Source organism: Pedobacter sp. JY14-1, assembly GCF_029269825.1.
Classification (GTDB): Bacteria; Bacteroidota; Bacteroidia; order Sphingobacteriales; family Sphingobacteriaceae; genus Pedobacter.
On sequence record NZ_JARJHU010000003.1, the window covers coordinates 646,628 to 665,627 of the forward strand.

The 19,000-nt window shown below is 42.6% G+C and carries 34 protein-coding genes; 32 read left to right on the forward strand and 2 right to left on the reverse strand.

Annotated elements, in window-relative coordinates:
- Nucleotides 1–9 precede the first annotated feature (9 nt).
- Nucleotides 10–645, reverse strand: coding sequence for a hypothetical protein (locus tag P2W84_RS08900; protein WP_276089771.1), 636 nt, complete (start codon nucleotides 643–645; stop codon nucleotides 10–12).
- Nucleotides 646–798: 153 nt separating this feature from the next.
- On the opposite strand from P2W84_RS08900, the gene rpsL reads away from it, so the two are divergent.
- The 4 genes from rpsL (at nucleotide 799) to rpsJ (ending at nucleotide 4,239) form a co-directional block, all read left to right on the forward strand.
- Entirely contained in the window at nucleotides 799–1,212 is a 414-nt protein-coding gene (gene rpsL / locus P2W84_RS08905) for a 30S ribosomal protein S12 (protein ID WP_010599925.1), read from the forward strand.
- 16 nt (nucleotides 1,213–1,228) lie between these two features.
- Nucleotides 1,229–1,696, forward strand: coding sequence for a 30S ribosomal protein S7 (gene rpsG / locus P2W84_RS08910; protein ID WP_276089772.1), 468 nt, complete (start codon nucleotides 1,229–1,231; stop codon nucleotides 1,694–1,696).
- A gap of 21 nt (nucleotides 1,697–1,717) precedes the next feature.
- Nucleotides 1,718–3,832, forward strand: coding sequence for an elongation factor G (fusA, locus tag P2W84_RS08915; protein WP_276089773.1), 2,115 nt, complete (start codon nucleotides 1,718–1,720; stop codon nucleotides 3,830–3,832).
- 101 nt (nucleotides 3,833–3,933) lie between these two features.
- On the forward strand, nucleotides 3,934–4,239 hold the full coding sequence (gene rpsJ / locus P2W84_RS08920; protein WP_084237698.1) for a 30S ribosomal protein S10: 306 nt from the start codon (nucleotides 3,934–3,936) through the stop codon (nucleotides 4,237–4,239).
- 81 nt (nucleotides 4,240–4,320) lie between these two features.
- Here rpsJ and P2W84_RS08925 read toward each other — a convergent pair whose 3' ends face one another.
- Nucleotides 4,321–4,923, reverse strand: a complete 603-nt coding sequence (locus tag P2W84_RS08925) for a hypothetical protein (RefSeq protein ID WP_276089774.1) — start codon at nucleotides 4,921–4,923, stop codon at nucleotides 4,321–4,323.
- An 85-nt stretch (nucleotides 4,924–5,008) separates the two neighbouring features.
- On the opposite strand from P2W84_RS08925, the gene P2W84_RS08930 reads away from it, so the two are divergent.
- The 28 genes from P2W84_RS08930 to rpsK all read left to right on the forward strand — a co-directional run bounded on the left by P2W84_RS08930 (nucleotide 5,009) and on the right by rpsK (nucleotide 18,993).
- Nucleotides 5,009–5,845 (forward strand): sulfite exporter TauE/SafE family protein, encoded by an 837-nt coding sequence (locus tag P2W84_RS08930; protein ID WP_276089775.1) that lies wholly within the window; start codon nucleotides 5,009–5,011, stop codon nucleotides 5,843–5,845.
- Nucleotides 5,846–5,847: 2 nt separating this feature from the next.
- Complete coding sequence (locus P2W84_RS08935) at nucleotides 5,848–6,243, forward strand: DUF1634 domain-containing protein (protein WP_276089776.1); 396 nt, start codon at nucleotides 5,848–5,850, stop codon at nucleotides 6,241–6,243.
- Between the two features lie 174 nt (nucleotides 6,244–6,417).
- Nucleotides 6,418–7,035, forward strand: a complete 618-nt coding sequence (gene rplC / locus P2W84_RS08940; protein WP_276089777.1) for a 50S ribosomal protein L3 — start codon at nucleotides 6,418–6,420, stop codon at nucleotides 7,033–7,035.
- Between the two features lie 4 nt (nucleotides 7,036–7,039).
- Complete coding sequence (rplD, locus tag P2W84_RS08945) at nucleotides 7,040–7,669, forward strand: 50S ribosomal protein L4 (protein ID WP_276089778.1); 630 nt, start codon at nucleotides 7,040–7,042, stop codon at nucleotides 7,667–7,669.
- 2 nt (nucleotides 7,670–7,671) lie between these two features.
- Nucleotides 7,672–7,962, forward strand: coding sequence for a 50S ribosomal protein L23 (rplW, locus tag P2W84_RS08950; protein WP_276089779.1), 291 nt, complete (start codon nucleotides 7,672–7,674; stop codon nucleotides 7,960–7,962).
- 23 nt (nucleotides 7,963–7,985) lie between these two features.
- Nucleotides 7,986–8,810, forward strand: a complete 825-nt coding sequence (gene rplB / locus P2W84_RS08955) for a 50S ribosomal protein L2 (protein WP_276089780.1) — start codon at nucleotides 7,986–7,988, stop codon at nucleotides 8,808–8,810.
- Nucleotides 8,810–9,076, forward strand: a complete 267-nt coding sequence (gene rpsS / locus P2W84_RS08960) for a 30S ribosomal protein S19 (protein ID WP_008244581.1) — start codon at nucleotides 8,810–8,812, stop codon at nucleotides 9,074–9,076. Before rplB ends, rpsS begins: the two co-directional genes overlap by 1 nt.
- A 7-nt stretch (nucleotides 9,077–9,083) precedes the next feature.
- Complete coding sequence (rplV, locus tag P2W84_RS08965; RefSeq protein WP_276089781.1) at nucleotides 9,084–9,446, forward strand: 50S ribosomal protein L22; 363 nt, start codon at nucleotides 9,084–9,086, stop codon at nucleotides 9,444–9,446.
- A gap of 5 nt (nucleotides 9,447–9,451) precedes the next feature.
- Nucleotides 9,452–10,294, forward strand: coding sequence for a 30S ribosomal protein S3 (rpsC, locus tag P2W84_RS08970; RefSeq protein WP_276089782.1), 843 nt, complete (start codon nucleotides 9,452–9,454; stop codon nucleotides 10,292–10,294).
- Between the two features lie 38 nt (nucleotides 10,295–10,332).
- Entirely contained in the window at nucleotides 10,333–10,755 is a 423-nt protein-coding gene (gene rplP / locus P2W84_RS08975; protein WP_276089783.1) for a 50S ribosomal protein L16, read from the forward strand.
- 74 nt (nucleotides 10,756–10,829) lie between these two features.
- The gene (gene rpmC / locus P2W84_RS08980) at nucleotides 10,830–11,039 is read left to right on the forward strand and encodes a 50S ribosomal protein L29 (protein ID WP_276089784.1); all 210 of its coding nucleotides are present in this window, start codon (nucleotides 10,830–10,832) and stop codon (nucleotides 11,037–11,039) included.
- Between the two features lie 12 nt (nucleotides 11,040–11,051).
- Nucleotides 11,052–11,306, forward strand: coding sequence for a 30S ribosomal protein S17 (rpsQ, locus tag P2W84_RS08985; RefSeq protein ID WP_084237687.1), 255 nt, complete (start codon nucleotides 11,052–11,054; stop codon nucleotides 11,304–11,306).
- 1 nt (nucleotide 11,307) lies between these two features.
- Nucleotides 11,308–11,676 (forward strand): 50S ribosomal protein L14, encoded by a 369-nt coding sequence (gene rplN, locus P2W84_RS08990; protein WP_066006038.1) that lies wholly within the window; start codon nucleotides 11,308–11,310, stop codon nucleotides 11,674–11,676.
- Between the two features lies 1 nt (nucleotide 11,677).
- On the forward strand, nucleotides 11,678–12,016 hold the full coding sequence (rplX, locus tag P2W84_RS08995) for a 50S ribosomal protein L24 (protein ID WP_346348957.1): 339 nt from the start codon (nucleotides 11,678–11,680) through the stop codon (nucleotides 12,014–12,016).
- Nucleotides 12,016–12,582, forward strand: a complete 567-nt coding sequence (rplE, locus tag P2W84_RS09000) for a 50S ribosomal protein L5 (protein WP_276089785.1) — start codon at nucleotides 12,016–12,018, stop codon at nucleotides 12,580–12,582. Before rplX ends, rplE begins: the two co-directional genes overlap by 1 nt.
- The gene (gene rpsN, locus P2W84_RS09005; protein WP_276089786.1) at nucleotides 12,582–12,851 is read left to right on the forward strand and encodes a 30S ribosomal protein S14; all 270 of its coding nucleotides are present in this window, start codon (nucleotides 12,582–12,584) and stop codon (nucleotides 12,849–12,851) included. The genes rplE and rpsN overlap by 1 nt, the downstream gene beginning before the upstream one ends.
- Nucleotides 12,852–12,956: 105 nt before the next feature.
- Nucleotides 12,957–13,355, forward strand: a complete 399-nt coding sequence (gene rpsH, locus P2W84_RS09010; RefSeq protein WP_276089787.1) for a 30S ribosomal protein S8 — start codon at nucleotides 12,957–12,959, stop codon at nucleotides 13,353–13,355.
- Nucleotides 13,356–13,373: 18 nt separating this feature from the next.
- On the forward strand, nucleotides 13,374–13,931 hold the full coding sequence (rplF, locus tag P2W84_RS09015) for a 50S ribosomal protein L6 (RefSeq protein ID WP_276089788.1): 558 nt from the start codon (nucleotides 13,374–13,376) through the stop codon (nucleotides 13,929–13,931).
- A 5-nt stretch (nucleotides 13,932–13,936) separates the two neighbouring features.
- On the forward strand, nucleotides 13,937–14,290 hold the full coding sequence (rplR, locus tag P2W84_RS09020) for a 50S ribosomal protein L18 (RefSeq protein WP_276089789.1): 354 nt from the start codon (nucleotides 13,937–13,939) through the stop codon (nucleotides 14,288–14,290).
- A gap of 18 nt (nucleotides 14,291–14,308) precedes the next feature.
- Nucleotides 14,309–14,827: a 30S ribosomal protein S5 gene (rpsE, locus tag P2W84_RS09025; RefSeq protein WP_276089790.1), complete on the forward strand. Its 519-nt coding sequence runs from the start codon at nucleotides 14,309–14,311 to the stop codon at nucleotides 14,825–14,827.
- 4 nt (nucleotides 14,828–14,831) lie between these two features.
- Nucleotides 14,832–15,011 carry a 50S ribosomal protein L30 gene (gene rpmD / locus P2W84_RS09030; RefSeq protein WP_276089791.1) on the forward strand — a complete coding sequence of 60 codons (180 nt, stop codon included), beginning with the start codon at nucleotides 14,832–14,834 and terminating at the stop codon, nucleotides 15,009–15,011.
- 124 nt (nucleotides 15,012–15,135) lie between these two features.
- Entirely contained in the window at nucleotides 15,136–15,582 is a 447-nt protein-coding gene (gene rplO, locus P2W84_RS09035) for a 50S ribosomal protein L15 (protein ID WP_276089792.1), read from the forward strand.
- A gap of 3 nt (nucleotides 15,583–15,585) precedes the next feature.
- A complete protein-coding gene (gene secY, locus P2W84_RS09040; protein WP_276089793.1) occupies nucleotides 15,586–16,926 on the forward strand; it encodes a preprotein translocase subunit SecY in 1,341 nt (446 codons plus the stop codon).
- 4 nt (nucleotides 16,927–16,930) lie between these two features.
- Nucleotides 16,931–17,716, forward strand: a complete 786-nt coding sequence (gene map, locus P2W84_RS09045) for a type I methionyl aminopeptidase (RefSeq protein WP_276089794.1) — start codon at nucleotides 16,931–16,933, stop codon at nucleotides 17,714–17,716.
- A 71-nt stretch (nucleotides 17,717–17,787) separates the two neighbouring features.
- Nucleotides 17,788–18,006, forward strand: coding sequence for a translation initiation factor IF-1 (gene infA / locus P2W84_RS09050; protein ID WP_048907428.1), 219 nt, complete (start codon nucleotides 17,788–17,790; stop codon nucleotides 18,004–18,006).
- Nucleotides 18,007–18,008: 2 nt separating this feature from the next.
- Nucleotides 18,009–18,125, forward strand: coding sequence for a type B 50S ribosomal protein L36 (ykgO, locus tag P2W84_RS09055; RefSeq protein WP_008244551.1), 117 nt, complete (start codon nucleotides 18,009–18,011; stop codon nucleotides 18,123–18,125).
- 77 nt (nucleotides 18,126–18,202) lie between these two features.
- The gene (rpsM, locus tag P2W84_RS09060; protein ID WP_276089795.1) at nucleotides 18,203–18,580 is read left to right on the forward strand and encodes a 30S ribosomal protein S13; all 378 of its coding nucleotides are present in this window, start codon (nucleotides 18,203–18,205) and stop codon (nucleotides 18,578–18,580) included.
- A gap of 23 nt (nucleotides 18,581–18,603) precedes the next feature.
- Nucleotides 18,604–18,993, forward strand: coding sequence for a 30S ribosomal protein S11 (gene rpsK, locus P2W84_RS09065; protein ID WP_276089796.1), 390 nt, complete (start codon nucleotides 18,604–18,606; stop codon nucleotides 18,991–18,993).
- Nucleotides 18,994–19,000 lie beyond the last annotated feature (7 nt).

Here is a 19,000-nt window from a genome sequence, read left to right on the forward strand (position 1 = left end):
TAACTAAGGTTATTTAAAAAAGCTGTTCTTTAGCTTTTCTGCATCGATCAACGGAGTAGGTTCGTCAAGACGGATGAGCCAACCTTTTTGCTCCAGCAATGCAATATTGGTCTTGGCAACGGAAAGGTCCTTGCCTTTAAGCTGCCTGTGGAAAATGAGCGGAGGCGGAGGTTGGATACTCAGGGGAGTGTGGAAGATGATCTCGAGCCTGAACTCGGGCCAGACCTGAATATCCGAAAGACGAGTCGTATAGATTTTTCTTGACGAGCCTGCCTGGATATCTCCCGCAAACTCTCCTTTAAAATTGCTGCCTTTCTCTGTACTGAAGCTGGCCAGAAGCTGAAACGAACTTTCGTTAAGCAGATGGAAATGAGCTACGGAACTATTGTGCTGATCGGTAACTACGGCCAGAAAAATACCTTCTTTGGTGAACGGTTTATCGAGCTGTGGTGCTGCAGACGCCTTGGCGCGTACTTCTTCTATTTGGACATCGCCATGTATGAGTGTAACCTTTGAGGCCAGGACAGGAATCTCAAAATCGTTAGAATCTGTAACGCCGATAGTATCCTTGTCAATAATGCGGGTTATGTAACCTTCCAGGTTCTCGTCTACGAAACGTACGAAATCGCCTAATTTGTAATTCATATGATGCCTTTGCTGTTAATGTGCGGCAAATTTAAACAATGTATTTATTTTCTGTTAACCGCTTGATTTATAAAATGTATTGTCTTACCTTTGCAGTCCCTTATTACAGGGGTAAAGTTTTTAAAAACATAAATAGAAAACAAAAAGTAAACAATGCCAACCATTCAACAATTAGTTAGAAAAGGTAGAGTAGCACTGGAGTTCAAGAGTAAGTCTCCGGCGTTGGACAGCTGTCCACAGCGAAGAGGAGTATGTACACGTGTATATACCACTACCCCTAAAAAACCAAACTCAGCAATGCGTAAAGTAGCGCGTGTACGCCTTACCAACGGTAAAGAGGTGAACGCTTACATTCCTGGAGAAGGACACAACCTTCAGGAACACTCTATCGTATTGATCCGTGGTGGTCGTGTTAAGGATTTGCCGGGTGTACGTTATCACATCATCCGCGGTGCTCTGGATACTTCAGGTGTTGCGGGCCGTAATCAGCGTCGTTCTAAATATGGTACTAAACGTCCTAAACCAGGTCAGGCCGCTGCCGCACCTGCAAAAGGTAAAAAGAAATAATCAGGAGGAATAAACAATGAGAAAGTCAAAACCAAAAAAGAGAATTATCCTTCCTGATCCTAAATTCAATGACGTTCAGGTAACCAGGTTTGTGAACAACATGATGTACGATGGCAAGAAGTCCATCGCTTATGATATTTTTTATGACGCAGTGGAACTGGCTGAGAAAAAAGCCGGTGAGAACGGGCTGGAGGTATGGAAACGTGCTTTGGCTAATGTTATGCCTTCTGTAGAAGTGAAATCGCGTCGTGTAGGTGGTGCGAACTTCCAGGTTCCTACTGAAGTAAGACCAGATCGCAAGATTGCCCTGGGCATGAAGTGGCTGATCTCTTATGCACGCAAGCGCGGCGAGAAGACCATGAAGGAAAAATTGGCTGGTGAGATCGTTTCTGCGGCTAAAGGTGAAGGTGCAGCAGTTAAAAAGAAAGAGGATACGCATAAGATGGCCGAGGCCAACAAGGCATTCTCACATTTCCGTTTCTAATTATCAGGATCATTAATAAAAATGGCAAGAGATTTAAAATACACAAGAAACATTGGTATCGCGGCGCACATCGATGCGGGTAAGACCACTACTACCGAGCGTATCCTTTATTATGCCGGTGTAAACCATAAAATTGGCGAGGTGCATGAAGGTGCGTCTACAATGGACTGGATGGTACAGGAGGCTGAACGTGGAATTACCATCACGTCTGCTGCCACTACTGTTTTTTGGCCATACCGTGGTAACAAATATCAGGTGAATGTTATCGATACTCCAGGACACGTGGACTTTACTGTTGAGGTAAACCGTTCATTGCGTGTACTGGACGGATTGGTGTTTTTGTTTTCAGCTGTGGACGGTGTTGAACCTCAGTCTGAAACCAACTGGCGTCTGGCAAACAATTATGCAGTTCCGCGTATCGGTTTCGTGAATAAAATGGACCGCTCAGGTGCTGATTTCCTAAAGGTTGTGAAACAGGTAAAGGATATGCTGGGCAGTCATGCTGTTCCGTTGCAATTGCCGATCGGTTCTGAGGATGCTTTTAAAGGTGTAGTTGACCTGATCAATAATCGCGGTATTGTCTGGAATGAGCATGATAAGGGAATGACCTTTACTGAAGTGCCAATCCCAGACGATATGCTGGATGAAGTAGCAGAATGGAGAGAAAACTTACTGGAGGCGGTTGCTGATTACGATGAGTCGCTGATGGAGAAGTTCTTTGATGATCCAAATTCGATCACTGAACGTGAGATACTGGATGCGTTGCGTAAGGCAACTCTGGATGCGAAGATCGTTCCCATGGTTTGTGGATCTTCTTTCAAGAACAAGGGTGTTCAGACTATGCTTGACCTGGTTATGGAGTTATTACCTTCACCGCTGGATGTGGATGGCATCACTGGTACCAACCCGAATACAGGCGAGGAAATCGTTCGTCAACCGGATGTTAACGAACCGTTCTCTGCACTTGCATTTAAAATCGCGACTGACCCCTTTGTAGGGCGTCTATGCTTTATCCGTGTTTATTCAGGTAATCTGGAAGCAGGTTCTTATGTGTATAATGCACGTTCAGAAGGCAAAGAACGTATCTCGCGTATTTTCCAGATGCATGCCAATAAGCAAAACCCTATTCCTAACGTAGGAGCTGGTGATATTGCTGCGGTAGTAGGCTTTAAGGATATCAAAACAGGTGATACGCTTTGTGATGAGAAGAATCCTATCGTTCTTGAGTCTATGGTGTTCCCGGATCCGGTTATCGGTTTGGCGATTGAACCTAAGACTCAGGCTGACGTAGATAAACTGGGTATTGCATTGGGTAAACTGGCAGAAGAGGATCCTACTTTCAGGGTTCAGACTGATGAAGAGACCGGACAGACTGTAATCTCTGGTATGGGAGAGCTTCATCTGGACATCCTGATCGATCGTTTGAAGCGCGAATTCAAGGTAGAGGTAAACCAGGGCGCACCTCAGGTTGCTTATAAAGAGGCGATTACAGGTTCTACACAGCATCGTGAGACTTATAAGAAGCAAACTGGTGGTCGTGGTAAGTTCGCAGATATCCAGGTGGTGATTTCTCCGATCGACGAGGATTTCGAAAAAGGTGGTCTACAGTTCGTGAACGAGATCGTAGGTGGTGCTATTCCTCGCGAATTCATCCCTTCTGTAGAAAAAGGTTTTGCCGCTGCTATGTCTAATGGTGTTTTGGCTGGCTTCCCTCTGCCTGATATGAAAGTCCGTCTAATCGATGGTTCATTTCACGCAGTCGACTCTGATGCATTGTCCTTCGAGATCGCAGCACGTTCCGCTTTCCGTGAAGCATTGCCTAAGTGTAAGCCTGTGTTGATGGAGCCGATCATGAAGATTGAGGTACTAACTCCCGAGGAAAACATGGGTGATGTAATGGGTGACCTTAACCGTCGTCGTGGACAGCTGCAAGGCATGGATACACGTAATGGTGCACAGGTGATCAAGGCTTTGGTACCACTGTCGGAAATGTTTGGTTATGTAACCCAGTTGCGTACCATTACTTCGGGCCGTGCAACTTCTACGATGGAGTTTGACCACTATGAGCCAGCGCCTAAAAACGTTCAGGATGAAGTGATCGCGAAGTCTAAAGGTAAAGTTAAATCTTTAGATTAATCCATACAATAATGGCACCGGACTTAGGTCCGGTGCCTATTAAAGATAAACGGCGGCAGGTTATTAATAGCTCTAACAAGTTGCCTTAATTAAATAAAACAATGAGCCAAAGAATCAGAATCAAATTGAAATCTTACGATTACAATCTCGTAGACAAGTCTGCTGAGAAAATCGTAAAGACCGTTAAGCCGACAGGCGCGGTAGTGAGCGGACCTATTCCGTTGCCAACTGAAAAGAAAGTGTTTACCGTATTGCGTTCACCGCATGTAAACAAAAAAGCACGTGAACAGTTTCAATTATGTGCTTACAAGCGTCTGCTGGACATCTACAGTTCAAACTCTAAGACAGTTGATGCTTTAATGAAGCTTGAATTGCCTAGTGGTGTTGAAGTAGAGATCAAAGTTTAACGGATTTTAATTTTAGCAAAACGGTCCCGGGAATTCCCGGGACCGTTTTGCTTTATCGGTTTCATTCTTTTAAATTTCGTGTCATCGGTTTCTTAGTTCTTCGAGTTTGTTCCGCTCGTCCTGGAGTTCTCGTGCAAGTTTCTTTTCCTTTTCATTGGCTTTGACTTTGTAGGCTTGATATTCCTGGCTGATTTCTTCATATAAAGTGCTCCGGTAGCGCGCTTCATGTATGTTTTTTGCAGATCTGAGGATTACGATGATCAGTGTCAGCGTGAGGGTGAGGATAAGCCCCCATACAATAAGGTTATAATTGCCTTTTGTAAAGCTGATTCCAAGGAGACTGATTTTGTTGATCTTTGCGTTAGAGCTGGCCAGAGAGTTTTCGGTACCGCTGATGTGCTGCTTCAGATTTCTGATTTCACTTTTGTATCCGCTGATCTCTTTTTTTGCGCTTGAAAGTTGTCGTTTTGATATGGCCAAGGTATCCTGAACACTTTTCCAGAATGTGCTAAGCCTATAGGGATTGATCATTTTATAACCGTCCAATGTCCGGGATTTGCTGAGCAGGAGCTGATATTGTCCATTGATACTGGGATCTGTTCTGATGCTGTCTGGCTTGAACTGTGCTTTTGCATTGGTCAAAAAAAATACAAATACAATCAGGGTTGATAGGGGGTTTCTCATAAGCCGAAATTTATTCGTTTGCCTAATTTAACAATCGTATTTTAAATTTATTGTGTTATGACGGCAGATAGTATATTTGCGATGCATGTCTGTATTGCTGTTTACATTTATTGTTCTGACGGGTGCTTTTATTGCCGGCCTGGTAGGAGCGCTTACGGGGCTTGGCGGGGGAGTAATCATTATACCGCTCCTAACTCTGCTTCTTAAGGTAGATATCCATTATGCTATCGGGGCATCCATCATCTCTGTAATTGCGACTTCTTCGGGTGCGGCTGCTACTTATGTAAAGGAAGGGATTACTAATGTGCGTATCGGAATGTTTCTTGAAATAGCTACTACTGTTAGTGCAATTGTGGGTGCAGTTGTTACTATTTTTGTTGATCCAGATTATATTGCAGTAATTTTTGGTATTGTTCTGGTGTTTTCAGCACTGATGATGCTCAAAAAGAAAAATGAGCATACTGATGATAAACCTGCTGACAGGCTTGCGGTTTTATTGAGGCTTGACGGACGTTACCCCGCAAATGGAGAATGGAAGTATTATCAGGTACACCACGTTGCAGGTGGTTTTCTGATGATGTTTGTGGCTGGACTGATCTCGGGGTTACTGGGGATTGGTTCGGGGGCTTTAAAGGTAATTGCGATGGATAATATTATGAAAATCCCCTTCAAGGTATCTACCACAACTAGTAACTTTATGATGGGAGTAACTGGTGCTGCGAGTGCGATAGTGTATTTTCACCGTGGACAAATTGATCCTGGGATTGCTATGCCTGTAGCTTTGGGCGTGCTCTCCGGTTCAATCCTGGGAGCCAGGCTATTGATCCGCGTGCAAACGGATAAGCTGAAGTTATTTTTTGCTGTAGTTGTTTTATTTCTGGCTTCGCAAATGATTTATAATGGATTGACTGACGGTTTATAGATATGAAGAATGTGAATATAAATAGGTCAGGAGACAGAGATATACAGTTGATTCTGGGTGCTTTGTTGCGAGTGGGAATTATAAGCTCAATGAGTGTCGTGTTTGTAGGGGCGCTGATTTATTTGTTTTTTCACTATAGGGATCTGGTCAATTATGCCAAATTTGATCCGGCACAAGCACCGAAGGGTTCTATTGGAGAAATACTATCGGGATTGACTACAGGTAACGGAGAGTCGGTGATACAAATGGGAATCCTACTATTGATATTTACACCGGTGCTACGTATTTTGTTTTCTATTTTTGGCTTTATGATCGAAAGGGATTATCTCTATGTGTTGATTGGCGTATTTGTATTGACTGTTATATTGTTTGGCCTAAGCAATAAACTGATGGTCTGATCTCATTTAAAGTAGTGTGGGCCACAATTTCTTTTAGCATTTATTTGAAAAAATAAGTGCTAACTATTTGAAAATTAAGATTTCTTTTCTATTTTTGCCGTCCCTTTGCGGGGATTGTATATCCACCTTGAACGAAGCCCTACTGCTTCGATGGGTGTTAATTTAAAATAGAAAATGTCAGGTATTATTGGAAAAAAAGTAGGAATGACCAGTATTTTCAATGCCGATGGGAAAAATATTCCATGTACGGTAATTGAAGCTGGGCCTTGTGTGGTAACACAAGTGAAGACCGCCGAAAAGGACGGTTATGAGTCTGTTCAGTTGAGCTATGATGAAGCTAAAGAGAAGAACACGACACAGCCTTTGAAAGGCCATTTTAAGAAAGCTGGTACTACGCCTAAGCGTAAGCTGGTTGAATTTGCGCCGTTCGAGGATTCTTTGAATCTGGGTGACACAGTGACTGTGGATATCTTCAGTGAAGGAGATTTTGTAGATGTTGTTGGTACATCAAAGGGTAAAGGTCATCAGGGTGTTGTGAAGCGCCATGGCTTTGGAGGTGTTGGGGGGCAGACCCATGGACAGCACAACAGAATGCGTGCTCCTGGTTCACTAGGTGCATCTTCTTATCCTTCTCGCGTATTCAAAGGTATGCGTATGGCGGGCAGAATGGGTGGAGACAGGGTTAAGATTCAGAACCTTCAGGTTTTGAAAGTTTATGCTGATCAAAATCTTTTAGTAGTTAGTGGCTCTGTTCCAGGAGCTAAGGGTTCTTACGTAATCTTAGATAAGTAAGCAGATGGAAGTTAAAGTATTAAACATTTCAGGAAAAGAAACAGGTGCCAAGGTGCAGCTTCCTGAATTTATTTTTGATATCGCTCCGGTTGACCATGCGATCTACCTGGACATTAAGCAATATCTTGCTAATCAGCGTCAGGGTACCCATAAGTCTAAGCAGCGTAATGAGATTGCCGGATCTACCCGCAAGCTGTATAAGCAAAAGGGGACTGGTGGTGCCCGTGCAGGAAGTATCAAGTCTCCATTATTCAATGGTGGTGGTCGCGTATTCGGTCCTCAGCCAAGGGACTATAGTTTTAAACTGAACAAAAAGCTTAAAGTACTAGCAAGGAAGTCTGCTCTTACTTATAAAGCACATGACCAGAATGTTGTGGTACTCGAAGATTTTACATTCGACTCGGTGAAGACTAAGAATTATGTAAACCTGGTTAACGCGTTGAACCTTGCAGGTGAAAAGACTTTGCTGGTTTTACCTTCACAAAATAACAATATCTATTTATCAAGCAGAAACATTCAGAAGGCAAAGGTGATTACCGCCGCTGAGTTGAATACCTATGATGTATTGAACTGCGGCAAGCTGTTGCTGACTACTGATTCTCTTAAAACCCTGGAGGAGGCGTTTGCCAAGTAATAATGGAACTTTTAAGAAAACCGATATTAACAGAAAAGGCTTCAGCCTTAACCGAAAAGTCTAACCGTTTTACATTTAAGGTAGACCATAAAGCGAACAAACTGCAGATCAAGCAACTGATTGAGAAAATGTATGGTGTTAATGTGCTTGCGGTGAATACAATGGTGGTTGATGGTAAAGTGAAGACCAGAAATACCAAGGCTGGGTTTGTGACCGGACGCAGTCCGAAATATAAGAAGGCTATCGTTACCCTTAAAGAAGGCGAAACTATAGACTATTACGCTAATCTTTAATAAGAATTGAATAAGTATAAACTATGGGCTTAAGAAAATTTAAACCAGTTACTCCGGGTACCCGCTTCAGGGTTGGGGCCAGCTTTACGGAGATTACAGCAACCAAGCCCGAAAAATCATTGGTTGTATCTTCTAAGAAATCGGGAGGGCGTAACAATACAGGTAAAATGACCATGCGTTATATTGGTGGTGGTCACAAGCAATCTTATCGTTTAATTGATTTTAAACGTAATAAGTTCGACATCCCTGCCACCGTTGCGACTATTGAGTACGATCCTAACCGTACAGCAAGGATCGCTTTGCTGAACTATGCAGATGGCGAGAAGCGCTATATTATTGCCCCTGAAGGACTACAGGTTGGACAGAAAGTTGTATCAGGTGATACTGCTACCCCTGAAATCGGAAACACATTGAAACTGGCGAACATTCCGCTGGGTTCAATTATCCACAACGTGGAAATTCATCCGGGACGGGGAGCGCAGCTGGCACGTAGTGCCGGTGCCTATGCACAACTTGCTGCCCGCGATGGTAAGTATGCGACTTTGAAAATGCCTTCGGGTGAAACCAGGTTGATTCTGACTGCTTGTCTGGCAACTATCGGAGCTGTTTCCAACTCTGACCATTCGAATGAAGTACTGGGTAAGGCAGGACGCAGCCGTTGGGTCGGTCGTCGTCCGAGGACACGTCCGGTAGCTATGAACCCTGTAGATCACCCGATGGGTGGTGGCGAGGGCCGTGCATCCGGAGGCCAGCCACGGTCAAGGAACGGTGTTTATGCTAAAGGTTATAAAACCCGTACCCTGAAAAAATACTCAAATCGTTTCATCATAGAGAAAAGGAAGAAATAATGGCTCGTTCAATTAAAAAAGGACCTTATATTGACCATAACGTAGAGAAGAAGGTTGTCTCTATGAATGATTCAGGCAAAAAGTCTGTGATCAAAACTTGGTCTCGCAGATCAATGATCTCACCGGATTTTGTGGGACATACATTTGCAGTACACAACGGTAATAAATTTATACCGGTATACGTAACAGAAAACATGGTTGGTCATAAGCTGGGAGAGTTTGCTCCAACCAGAACATTTAGAGGGCACTCTGAAAAGAAAAAGTAATTAAGAGATGGAAGCAGTAGCGAAATTAAACAATTGTCCAACCTCGCCGCGTAAGATGCGTCTGGTTGTAGATCTTATCAGAGGTGAACGCGTAGAAAAAGCTTTACATATTTTGAAATTTACCAATAAGGATGCGGCTGTAAGGGTTGAGAAACTTTTATTGTCGGCGATCAAAAACTGGGAAAGCAAAAATGAAGGTTCACGCCCTGAAGAAAGTCAGTTATATGTGAAAACAGTGATGGTAGGCGGTGGCCGTCAGTTAAAGAGACTGAGACCTGCTCCTCAGGGACGTGGATACAGAATCCGTAAGCGTTCCAACCACGTTACACTGATTGTAGATAGTAAAAACGTTGAAACTCAAACTAATTAACAGAAATGGGACAAAAAGCACATCCAATAGGTAACAGGTTAGGAATCATCAAAGGTTGGGATTCTAACTGGTTCGGGGGCAACAACTATGCTGATAAATTAGTTGAGGATGAGAAAATAAGAAAATACCTCTCAGCACGTATTGCTAAGGGTGGTGTTGCAAAGGTAGTGATTGAGCGCACGCTGAAACGCATTACCGTGACCATCCATACTGCTCGTCCGGGTATTGTGATCGGAAAGGCAGGTCAGGAAGTTGACAAAATCAAGGAAGAATTGAAGAAGTTGACTAAAAAGGAGATACAGATCAATATCTTTGAGATCAAACGTCCCGAGCTTGATGCGCAACTGGTTGCAGAGGGCGTAGCCAAACAGCTTGAGGCGAGGATCTCTTTCCGCAGAGCAATGAAATCTACAATTGCCTCAACCATGCGTATGGGGGCAGAAGGTATCAAGATCATGACTTCAGGACGTCTTGGTGGTGCGGAGATGGCAAGAAACGAGCAATACAAAGAAGGAAGGATTCCTTTGCATACTTTCCGTGCAGATATAGACTATGCGCTTGCTGAGGCATTGACCACTTATGGTAAGATCGGTGTTAAGGTATGGATCTGCAAAGGTGAAGTTTATGGTAAACGTGATCTTTCTCCTAACATCGGTGCCGCAAACAATGCCCCAGGTAAAGGTGGCAGGACTGAAGGTAGTGGATTCTCTGGCAGAGAAAGAGACGGCCGCGGTGGCGAAAGGAGAAATGACAGAGGCCGTGGCGGAAGAGGCCCTGGTCAGGGAGGTTCCGGATCAGGAAGAGATAACAGAGGCGGGAATACTCAGAACAGAGGGCCCCGTAAATAATTAGTTAACAGATCGTTTTACGATAATATTAAGATAAAATGTTACAGCCAAAAAGAACGAAGTTCAGAAAGATGCAAAAGGGCAGAATGAAAGGTTTAGCTACTCGTGGTGCTGAATTATCATTCGGATCCTTCGGGATCAAATCTTTGGAGGCGACCTGGATTACCAGTCGTCAGATAGAGGCAGCCCGTATTGCGGTAACTCGTTTCATGAAACGCGAAGGCCAGGTTTGGATCAGGATATTCCCGGATAAGCCGGTGACCAAAAAACCTGCCGAAGTGCGTATGGGTAAAGGTAAGGGCGCTCCTGAGTATTGGGTGGCCGTGGTAAGACCGGGGCGTATCATCTTCGAAGCAGAAGGTGTACCGTTGGAAATCGCTAAAGAAGCGATGAGACTTGCTGCTCAAAAATTACCTGTCCAGACTAAATTTGTAGTACGTAGAGATTACGTAGAAGCATAGTAAGAGTTTTGGGTTGGATGTTGTAAGTAACTTGTTATTATAACCGCTGGACCCAATTAATAAAAGATAACAAAATGAAAAACTCAGAAATCAAAGGGCTTTCACAGGAGGAATTGATTGCCAGGATCGCCGAAGAAAAAGAGAACCTGGTTAAATTGAAATTTGCTCACGCAATTTCGGCTATAGAGAATCCTTCACGTATCAGTAAGGTAAGAAAAGATATAGCCCGATTAAAAACTGAAGTGACTCAGCGTAAAGCTCAGTCTGCTACTGAAATTAAATAATTTAGCGTCCAAATGGAAAGACAATTAAGAAAAACAAGAACCGGGTTGGTAGTAAGCAACAAGATGGATAAGTCTATCGTTGTCGCAGTTGAGCGGAAAGTGAAGCACCCGATCTATGGTAAGTTCGTGAAGAAAACTACCAAATTTATGGCTCATGACGAAAAGAATGATTGTGGTATCGGTGATACTGTGCTGATCATGGAAACACGTCCGCTGAGCAAGAACAAGAACTGGAGATTAGTGCAAATTTTAGAAAGGGCTAAATAACATGGTACAACAGGAATCAAGATTAAACGTAGCCGATAATAGCGGTGCAAAAGAAGTATTGGTTATCCGTGTATTGGGTGGTACCGGTAAAAGATATGCTTCTATTGGTGATAAGATCGTTGTTACCGTAAAAAGCGCGCTTCCTTCAGGCAACATTAAGAAGGGAACAGTTTCTAAGGCAGTTGTGGTGAGGACCAAAAAGGAAATCAGACGTAAGGATGGATCTTATATCCGCTTTGATGACAATGCGGCTGTACTACTGAATAATCAGGATGAGCCACGCGGAACACGTATCTTTGGACCGGTAGCAAGAGAACTGCGTGAAAAGCAATTCATGAAAATTGTATCATTAGCACCGGAGGTATTATAAAATGGAAAATAAAGTAACTACACCGAAGATAAAAATCCGTAAGGGGGATTTAGTAAAGGTTATCGCCGGAGACTCAAAAGGTCAGCAGGGCAAAGTACTTTCTGTACTGGTTTCAAAAGGCCGTGTACTTGTGGAAGGCGTTAACCTCGTGTCAAAACATACAAAACCGAATGCTGCTACTCCAAACGGTGGCATCATCAAAAAGGAGGCTGCTCTTAATATTTCTAACGTGGCTTTGGTCGATCCTAAATCAGGTGAGATTACCCGTGTTGGCAGGAAGCTCAATGCTGATGGGAAATTGGTTAGGTTTAGTAAAAAATCAGGAGAGGAGATCAAATAATGGCTTACGTACCAAGATTAAAGAATAAATATAAAGAGGAGATCGTATCTGCACTTAAGGATAAGTTTAACTATAAAAGTGTAATGCAGGTCCCTAAACTGGAGAAGATCTCCATCAATCAGGGTGTTGGCCGTTTTTCGGTAACCGACAAGAAGATCGTTGACAGTTCTATATTAGAAATGACTACCATCTCCGGGCAGCAGGCTGTTGCTGCAAAGTCTAAGAAGGACGTGTCTAACTTTAAACTGAGAAAGGGAATGCCGGTTGGCGTGCGTGTTACTTTGCGTGACAATAACATGTATGAATTCCTTGATCGTTTGATCTCAGTAGCCCTGCCTCGTATTCGTGACTTCAAAGGTATTAACGATAAGGGATTTGACGGAAAGGGAAATTATACACTGGGTATCACCGAGCAGATCATTTTTCCTGAGATCAATATCGATAAAATCAGTAAGATACTAGGTATGGACATTACTTTTGTAACTACTGCTAAGACTGATGTAGAAGCCCTGGAACTTTTGAAGCAATTTGGATTACCTTTTAAAAATCAAAATACTAATCAATAATGGCAAAAGAAGGAGTAAAAGCCCGCGAATTAAAGCGCCAGAGGCTGGTTGCTAAATATGCTGAGAAACGTGCTGCACTTAAAGCCGCCGGTGACTATGAGGCTTTAGACAAGCTTCCTAAGAATTCGTCACCCGTACGTTTGCACAATCGTTGTAAGCTTACAGGCCGTCCCCGTGGTTACATGCGTACTTTTGGTATCTCCAGGGTAACTTTCCGTGAGATGGCCCTGGAAGGTAAGATACCAGGAGTTAGAAAGGCAAGCTGGTAGCATCCAGCCTCAGGGAACTGAGGTCCCGACTTAAAAATGAATTAACAGATAGAAGGTCGTCCTGAATGGGTCGGGAAGGAAACCACTATCACAACTATAAAAAGAATGAACACAGATCCAATAGCGGATTACCTTACAAGAGTAAGGAATGCCATTAAGGCAAATCACAGAATCGTTGAGATTCCAGCATCTAACCTAAAGAAGGAGATTACTAAGGTTCTTTTTGACAAGGGTTATATAGCAAATTACAAGTTTGAGGATACCACAACTCAAGGCACTATTAAAATTGCGTTGAAATACAACGCGATCACTAAAATATCTGCCATCCGTTCACTAGTACGCATCAGTAAGCCAGGTTTGAGGCAATATGCTGGCGTGGAAAATATGCCAAGAGTGTTAAATGGCCTGGGTATTGCGATCCTATCGACTTCAAAGGGAGTGATGACTGATAAAGAGGCTGCTAAGCTGAATATTGGTGGTGAGGTTTTGTGTCACGTTTATTAATAAAAGGAGGATAGCAAAATGTCAAGAATAGGAAAAGCTCCAATTAATATTCCTTCAGGTGTTACGATAACTGTTTCACAAGATAATGTAGTTACGGTTAAAGGACCTAAAGGCGAACTCACTCAAGCGATTGATTCAGATATCACCATTAAACAGGAAGACGGCATACTTACAGTGGAACGTCCTTCTGATCAGAAGCGTCATAAGGCACTGCACGGTTTGTATCGTTCACTGTTGAATAATATGGTTGTTGGCGTGACTCAAGGTTATAGACTGGAACAGGAACTGGTAGGTGTAGGTTATCGTGCTACTAATCAGGGAAATACCCTAGATTTGGTGTTGGGATATTCTCACCACTATGTCTTTCAGTTGCCTCAAGAAATTAAGGTGACTACGACTTCAGAGAAAGGTCAGACGCCGAAGATCATCCTTGAGAGTATCGATAAGCAACTGATTGGTCAGGTTGCAGCGAAGATCCGTTCGCTACGTGCACCTGAACCATACAAAGGCAAAGGTATTAAGTTTGTGAACGAAGTGTTAAGAAGAAAAGCAGGTAAATCGGCTTCTAAAAAATAATCATCATGGCAGGTAAAAAAATATCTCGTAGAGAGCGCATAAAGAAAGGCATCAGGAAAAAGCTTGCGGGCTCTGAAAGCCGTCCACGTTTATCGGTTTACAGAAGCAATAAAGGAATTTATGCTCAGATTATCAATGATGAAACCGGTAATACAATTGTTTCAGCTTCTTCACTGTCTAAAGACTTTTCAGGTGCTGGAAGTAAAACTGATCAATCGATAGCAGTAGGTAGGCTGGTTGCTGAAAAGGCACTGGCTGCAGGTGTTAAAGAGGTTGTTTTCGATAGGAACGGCTATTTGTACCATGGTCGCATCAAGTCACTGGCAGATGGTGCACGTGAAGCTGGTTTAATATTTTAACCTTGTAAATAGATAAGAATGTCAACTATCAATATAAAAAGAGTTAAAACTAGCGAGATCGAACTCAAAGATCGTCTAGTGAGCATACAGCGTGTTGCAAAAGTTACCAAGGGTGGCCGTACGTTCAGCTTTTCAGCCATCGTAGTCGTTGGCGATGAGAACGGTATCGTAGGTTATGGTTTAGGTAAGGCTAAGGAGGTGACCGAAGCTATTGCTAAGGGTGTGGACGACGCAAAGAAAAATCTTGTAAAAGTACCTTTGCTTAATGGAACTGTTCCGCATGAGCAAATCGGCAAGTTTTCCGGTGGTTTTGTGCTGATTAAGCCAGCAGCTGTGGGTACTGGTGTTATTGCAGGTGGTGCGATGCGTGCTGTCTTGGAAAGTGCAGGTATACACAACGTACTGGCAAAGTCTAAAGGTTCATCCAACCCACATAACGTGGTAAAGGCAACTGTGGATGCGCTGACTAAAATGCGTGATGCATATACAGTGGCGCAGCACCGTGGTGTTGATTTAAATAAGGTTTTTAACGGATAACATTATGGCGAAGATCAAAATAACACAGGTAAAAAGCGTTATCGACAGAAGCGAACGCCAAAAGAAGACAATGCAGGCATTAGGATTAACTAAAATCAACCAAAGTGTAGAGGTAGAAGCTACTGCTGCCATTATTGGTATGGTGAGAAAGGTTAACCACCTGATAGCTATTGAAAGTCTTTAGAATATATCATTATTATTGATTAGGGGTTGCAGATTTAAGTTATATGACTACATTTGCAACCTTTATATTGTTTAACCGTTGCCCTGATTAGTGAAAGCGAAGGGTAGCATAATAAGTTTAAAAAATGAACTTAAGTAATTTGAAACCTGCTGAAGGTGCTGTAAAAAACAAAAAGAGAATTGGTCGTGGTACAGGATCAGGCCGTGGTGGTACATCTACCCGTGGTCATAAGGGTGCTGGCTCAAGGTCTGGACATTCTACAAAAGTTGGGTTTGAAGGTGGTCAAATGCCTTTGCAGCGCCGTGTTCCAAAAGTAGGATTTAAACCTATCAACCGTGTTGAATACGTTGGTGTCAACCTAGACGTATTACAACGCTTAGCTGAAGATTTTGCACTGACCACTGTTGACGTCGCTGCACTTCAGTCACACGGTCTTGCTTCTAAGAACGACCTGGTGAAAATCCTTGGTCGGGGAGAACTTAAAGCTAAATTAAGTGTGAAGGCACATGCTTTTTCTGCTAGTGCGCAAAAGGCAATTGAAGCTGCCGGAGGCTCAATCGAAAATCTATAATTAATGAAGAAGCTGTTTACTACTTTAAGTAATATTTGGAAGATACAGGAATTAAAGGAGCGTATAGTGTTTACGCTCATGATTCTTTTGATCTACAGGTTTGTATCTCATGTGGTTTTGCCTGGTGTAGATGCTAACCTTTTAGGAGACAATGAGAAATCAGGGCTCTTGGGATTATTGGATATGTTTGCGGGAGGTTCGTTTTCACGTGTGTCTATCCTGGCCCTTGGTGTGATGCCTTATATCTCTGCGTCGATCGTAGTTCAGCTGTTAGGTATCGCGGTACCTTCTTTTCAAAAGATGCAAAAAGAAGGAGAAAGCGGCAGGAAGAAACTTAACCAGATCACTCGTTATCTAACAGTAGCTATTACGGCTGTTCAAGCTGTTGGTTATGTGAAGACGCAGGTTCCTCAAGAGGCTATCATTATTGATCACACGCTTTTCTTTGTACTGTCTACCTTTGTATTATCTGCAGGCACATTATTTGTGATGTGGCTTGGTGAAAAAATAACGGATAAAGGAATCGGTAATGGGACTTCTCTCATTATTATGGTCGGTATCATTGCAAGGTTACCAATTGCAATCCAGCAGGAAGTATCTTCCCGTGTTGTAGATCAGGGTGGTGGCCTGATTGCACTGATTGCCGAAATTGTTGCACTTTTTGCTGTTGTAATGTTTACTATCATGATTGTTCAGGGCGTCCGCAAGGTCCCTGTTCAATATGCAAAGCGTATTGTTGGTAACAGGCAGTTTGGTGGTGTTAGACAATATATTCCTTTGAAGGTGAACGCCGCAGGTGTAATGCCTATCATTTTTGCCCAAGCATTGATGTTCATTCCTGCGACTTTAACCCAGTTTTTTACGTCGCTTCAAAATACCTGGCTAATCCAATTTAGTGATTATACATCATTGGCTTACAGTCTTACATTTGCCTTTCTGATTATTGCTTTTACATTCTTCTATACGGCAATTACTGTAAATCCAACTCAGATGTCGGATGATATGAAGAAGAACGGAGGCTTTATACCTGGTGTTAAACCAGGTTTACCTACGTCAACTTTTATTGATGATGTCATCTCGAAAATTACTTTCCCCGGGGCTATTTTTTTGGCAATCATAGCGATTCTCCCATCTATAGCTGTTAAATTCGGTATCAAATCGGAATTTGCTCACTTTTACGGCGGCACTTCTTTACTGATTCTGGTGGGAGTAGTGTTGGATACACTTCAACAAATTGAGAGTTATCTATTGATGCGTCATTATGATGGTTTAATGAAGACTGGACGTGTGACTGGGAGGTCGGGTATTCCGGCTACTGCAGGGAGTAGTGACGCAGTGATTTGATCAGATGTCCAAGATACACTATAAATCACAGGAGCAAATAGAACTAATACGGGAGAGTTCTCTTCTAGTATCCCAAACTTTAGCTGAGATAGCGGTTATAATTGAGCCTGGTGTTACAACAAAGGCTCTTAACAGACATGCGGAGGAATTTATCAGAGATCATGACGCAATACCGGCTTTTTTGAATTACAATGGATTTCCATATTCTCTATGTATATCGCCTAACGAGCAGGTTGTTCACGGTTTTCCTAGCGACTATGTGATTGAGGAAGGCGATTTGATATCTGTTGATTGTGGTGTGATTAAGTCTGGGTATTTTGGTGACTCGGCATATACTTTTTCAATAGGTGATATTGGCGAGGAGAAGCAAAAGCTGGTAGAAGTTACTAAGAGGTGTCTGGAAGCTGGTATAGAAAAGGCGATAGTTGGATGTCGTGTTGGAGATGTTGGTTTTGCGGTTCAATCTATTGCTGAAGCACATGGTTTTGGAGTTGTAAGAGAGCTTGTAGGGCATGGTGTAGGTATAAAGCTTCATGAGAAACCAGAAGTTCCAAATTATGGAAAACGTGGCTCCGGAGTTAAGCTAGAGGAAGGTATGGTAATCGCTATAGAACCTATGATCAATGCAGGGACAGCCTCTGTAAAATTCTGGTCAGATGGCTGGACGGTAACAACAAAAGATAATAAGCCATCTGCTCATTTTGAGCATACCGTGGCTGTAGGCAAAGGAAAGGCGGATGTTTTATCTACTTTTACCTTGGTTGATGAAGTTTTAAATAAAAAAAGATAGATAATTAGTTTTTTTTATTTAATTTTGCAACCCTGTTTAGTGGCAGGTAATTAAGTAAAAATCAATAATATATGGCTAAACAAGCCTCAATTGAACAAGACGGAGTAATAAAAGAAGCATTGTCTAATGCGATGTTCAGGGTTGAACTTGAGAACGGACATGAGATTATTGCGCATATTTCTGGTAAAATGAGGATGCATTACATCAAGATTTTGCCTGGAGACAAAGTAAAATTAGAGATGTCGCCTTATGATTTATCAAAGGGCAGGATTACTTATAGATATAAATAAAAATGAAAGTTAGGTCGTCAATTAAAAAACGTAGTGCTGATTGCAAGGTTATTCGTCGTAAAGGTAAGCTTTACGTCATCAACAAGAAAAATCCTAAGTTTAAGCAACGTCAAGGTTAAAATTAGTAGAGTAGATTGGATTGGACGTACGGATTGCCCAATCGGTCGTTTTGTCCAATAACACATTTATATAAAATATGGCAAGGATATCAGGTATAGATTTACCAAGAAACAAAAGGGGTGAAATTGGTTTGACCTACATCTATGGAATAGGAAGGTCGACTGCTCAGCGCATACTAAGCGAAGCGGGTATTGATTTCAGCAAGAAGGTACAGGACTGGACGGATGATGAACTGTCTGCGATTCGTACTATTATCAATGACGGCATAAAAGTAGAGGGTGCTCTGCGTTCGGAGGTTCAGTTGAACATCAAGCGTTTGATGGATATTGGATGTTACCGTGGTTTGCGTCACAGAAAGGGCTTGCCGGTGCGCGGTCAGCGTACTAAAAATAATTCTCGTACACGTAAGGGCAAGAGAAAAACAGTTGCTAACAAGAAAAAGGCTACTAAATAATAGCTTAGTACTGAATAATAATTATGGCTAAAAGTAAAAAAGTTACCAAAAAGCGTATTGTTGCTATTGAGCCTGTTGGCCAGGCACACATCAATGCTACTTTTAACAACATCATTGTTACATTAACAAATAACAATGGTCAAACCATCTCTTGGTCTTCAGCAGGGAAGATGGGCTTTAAGGGGTCAAAGAAAAATACCCCTTATGCCGCGGGTCAAGCTGCTTCAGACTGTGGTAAGGTTGCTTTCGATCTGGGTCTACGTAAAGTGGACGTATTTGTAAAGGGCCCCGGTTCCGGACGTGAATCCGCAATCAGAACTTTACAGGTTGCAGGTCTAGAGGTGACCTCGATTAAGGATATTACACCGCTTCCACATAACGGATGTCGTCCACCTAAAAAGAGAAGAGTTTAATTATTTA

Coding starts and splice junctions, on each gene's coding strand:
- rpsG (WP_276089772.1), top strand. CDS start 1,229: ATGAGAAAGTCAAAACCAAAAAAGAGAATTATCCTTCCTGATCCTAAA.
- rpsM (WP_276089795.1), top strand. CDS start 18,203: ATGGCAAGGATATCAGGTATAGATTTACCAAGAAACAAAAGGGGTGAA.
- map (WP_276089794.1), top strand. CDS start 16,931: ATGTCCAAGATACACTATAAATCACAGGAGCAAATAGAACTAATACGG.
- rplE (WP_276089785.1), top strand. CDS start 12,016: ATGGCTTACGTACCAAGATTAAAGAATAAATATAAAGAGGAGATCGTA.
- rplP (WP_276089783.1), top strand. CDS start 10,333: ATGTTACAGCCAAAAAGAACGAAGTTCAGAAAGATGCAAAAGGGCAGA.
- rplC (WP_276089777.1), top strand. CDS start 6,418: ATGTCAGGTATTATTGGAAAAAAAGTAGGAATGACCAGTATTTTCAAT.
- P2W84_RS08900 (WP_276089771.1), bottom strand. CDS start 645: ATGAATTACAAATTAGGCGATTTCGTACGTTTCGTAGACGAGAACCTG.
- P2W84_RS08925 (WP_276089774.1), bottom strand. CDS start 4,923: ATGAGAAACCCCCTATCAACCCTGATTGTATTTGTATTTTTTTTGACC.
- rplN (WP_066006038.1), top strand. CDS start 11,308: ATGGTACAACAGGAATCAAGATTAAACGTAGCCGATAATAGCGGTGCA.
- rpmC (WP_276089784.1), top strand. CDS start 10,830: ATGAAAAACTCAGAAATCAAAGGGCTTTCACAGGAGGAATTGATTGCC.
- P2W84_RS08930 (WP_276089775.1), top strand. CDS start 5,009: ATGTCTGTATTGCTGTTTACATTTATTGTTCTGACGGGTGCTTTTATT.
- rpsC (WP_276089782.1), top strand. CDS start 9,452: ATGGGACAAAAAGCACATCCAATAGGTAACAGGTTAGGAATCATCAAA.
- rpsQ (WP_084237687.1), top strand. CDS start 11,052: ATGGAAAGACAATTAAGAAAAACAAGAACCGGGTTGGTAGTAAGCAAC.
- ykgO (WP_008244551.1), top strand. CDS start 18,009: ATGAAAGTTAGGTCGTCAATTAAAAAACGTAGTGCTGATTGCAAGGTT.
- rplD (WP_276089778.1), top strand. CDS start 7,040: ATGGAAGTTAAAGTATTAAACATTTCAGGAAAAGAAACAGGTGCCAAG.
- rpmD (WP_276089791.1), top strand. CDS start 14,832: ATGGCGAAGATCAAAATAACACAGGTAAAAAGCGTTATCGACAGAAGC.
- rplW (WP_276089779.1), top strand. CDS start 7,672: ATGGAACTTTTAAGAAAACCGATATTAACAGAAAAGGCTTCAGCCTTA.
- rpsH (WP_276089787.1), top strand. CDS start 12,957: ATGAACACAGATCCAATAGCGGATTACCTTACAAGAGTAAGGAATGCC.
- rplO (WP_276089792.1), top strand. CDS start 15,136: ATGAACTTAAGTAATTTGAAACCTGCTGAAGGTGCTGTAAAAAACAAA.
- rpsK (WP_276089796.1), top strand. CDS start 18,604: ATGGCTAAAAGTAAAAAAGTTACCAAAAAGCGTATTGTTGCTATTGAG.
- rplX (WP_346348957.1), top strand. CDS start 11,678: ATGGAAAATAAAGTAACTACACCGAAGATAAAAATCCGTAAGGGGGAT.
- rpsJ (WP_084237698.1), top strand. CDS start 3,934: ATGAGCCAAAGAATCAGAATCAAATTGAAATCTTACGATTACAATCTC.
- infA (WP_048907428.1), top strand. CDS start 17,788: ATGGCTAAACAAGCCTCAATTGAACAAGACGGAGTAATAAAAGAAGCA.
- rplB (WP_276089780.1), top strand. CDS start 7,986: ATGGGCTTAAGAAAATTTAAACCAGTTACTCCGGGTACCCGCTTCAGG.
- rplF (WP_276089788.1), top strand. CDS start 13,374: ATGTCAAGAATAGGAAAAGCTCCAATTAATATTCCTTCAGGTGTTACG.
- secY (WP_276089793.1), top strand. CDS start 15,586: ATGAAGAAGCTGTTTACTACTTTAAGTAATATTTGGAAGATACAGGAA.
- rpsN (WP_276089786.1), top strand. CDS start 12,582: ATGGCAAAAGAAGGAGTAAAAGCCCGCGAATTAAAGCGCCAGAGGCTG.
- rplR (WP_276089789.1), top strand. CDS start 13,937: ATGGCAGGTAAAAAAATATCTCGTAGAGAGCGCATAAAGAAAGGCATC.
- fusA (WP_276089773.1), top strand. CDS start 1,718: ATGGCAAGAGATTTAAAATACACAAGAAACATTGGTATCGCGGCGCAC.
- rpsL (WP_010599925.1), top strand. CDS start 799: ATGCCAACCATTCAACAATTAGTTAGAAAAGGTAGAGTAGCACTGGAG.
- P2W84_RS08935 (WP_276089776.1), top strand. CDS start 5,848: ATGAAGAATGTGAATATAAATAGGTCAGGAGACAGAGATATACAGTTG.
- rpsS (WP_008244581.1), top strand. CDS start 8,810: ATGGCTCGTTCAATTAAAAAAGGACCTTATATTGACCATAACGTAGAG.
- rpsE (WP_276089790.1), top strand. CDS start 14,309: ATGTCAACTATCAATATAAAAAGAGTTAAAACTAGCGAGATCGAACTC.
- rplV (WP_276089781.1), top strand. CDS start 9,084: ATGGAAGCAGTAGCGAAATTAAACAATTGTCCAACCTCGCCGCGTAAG.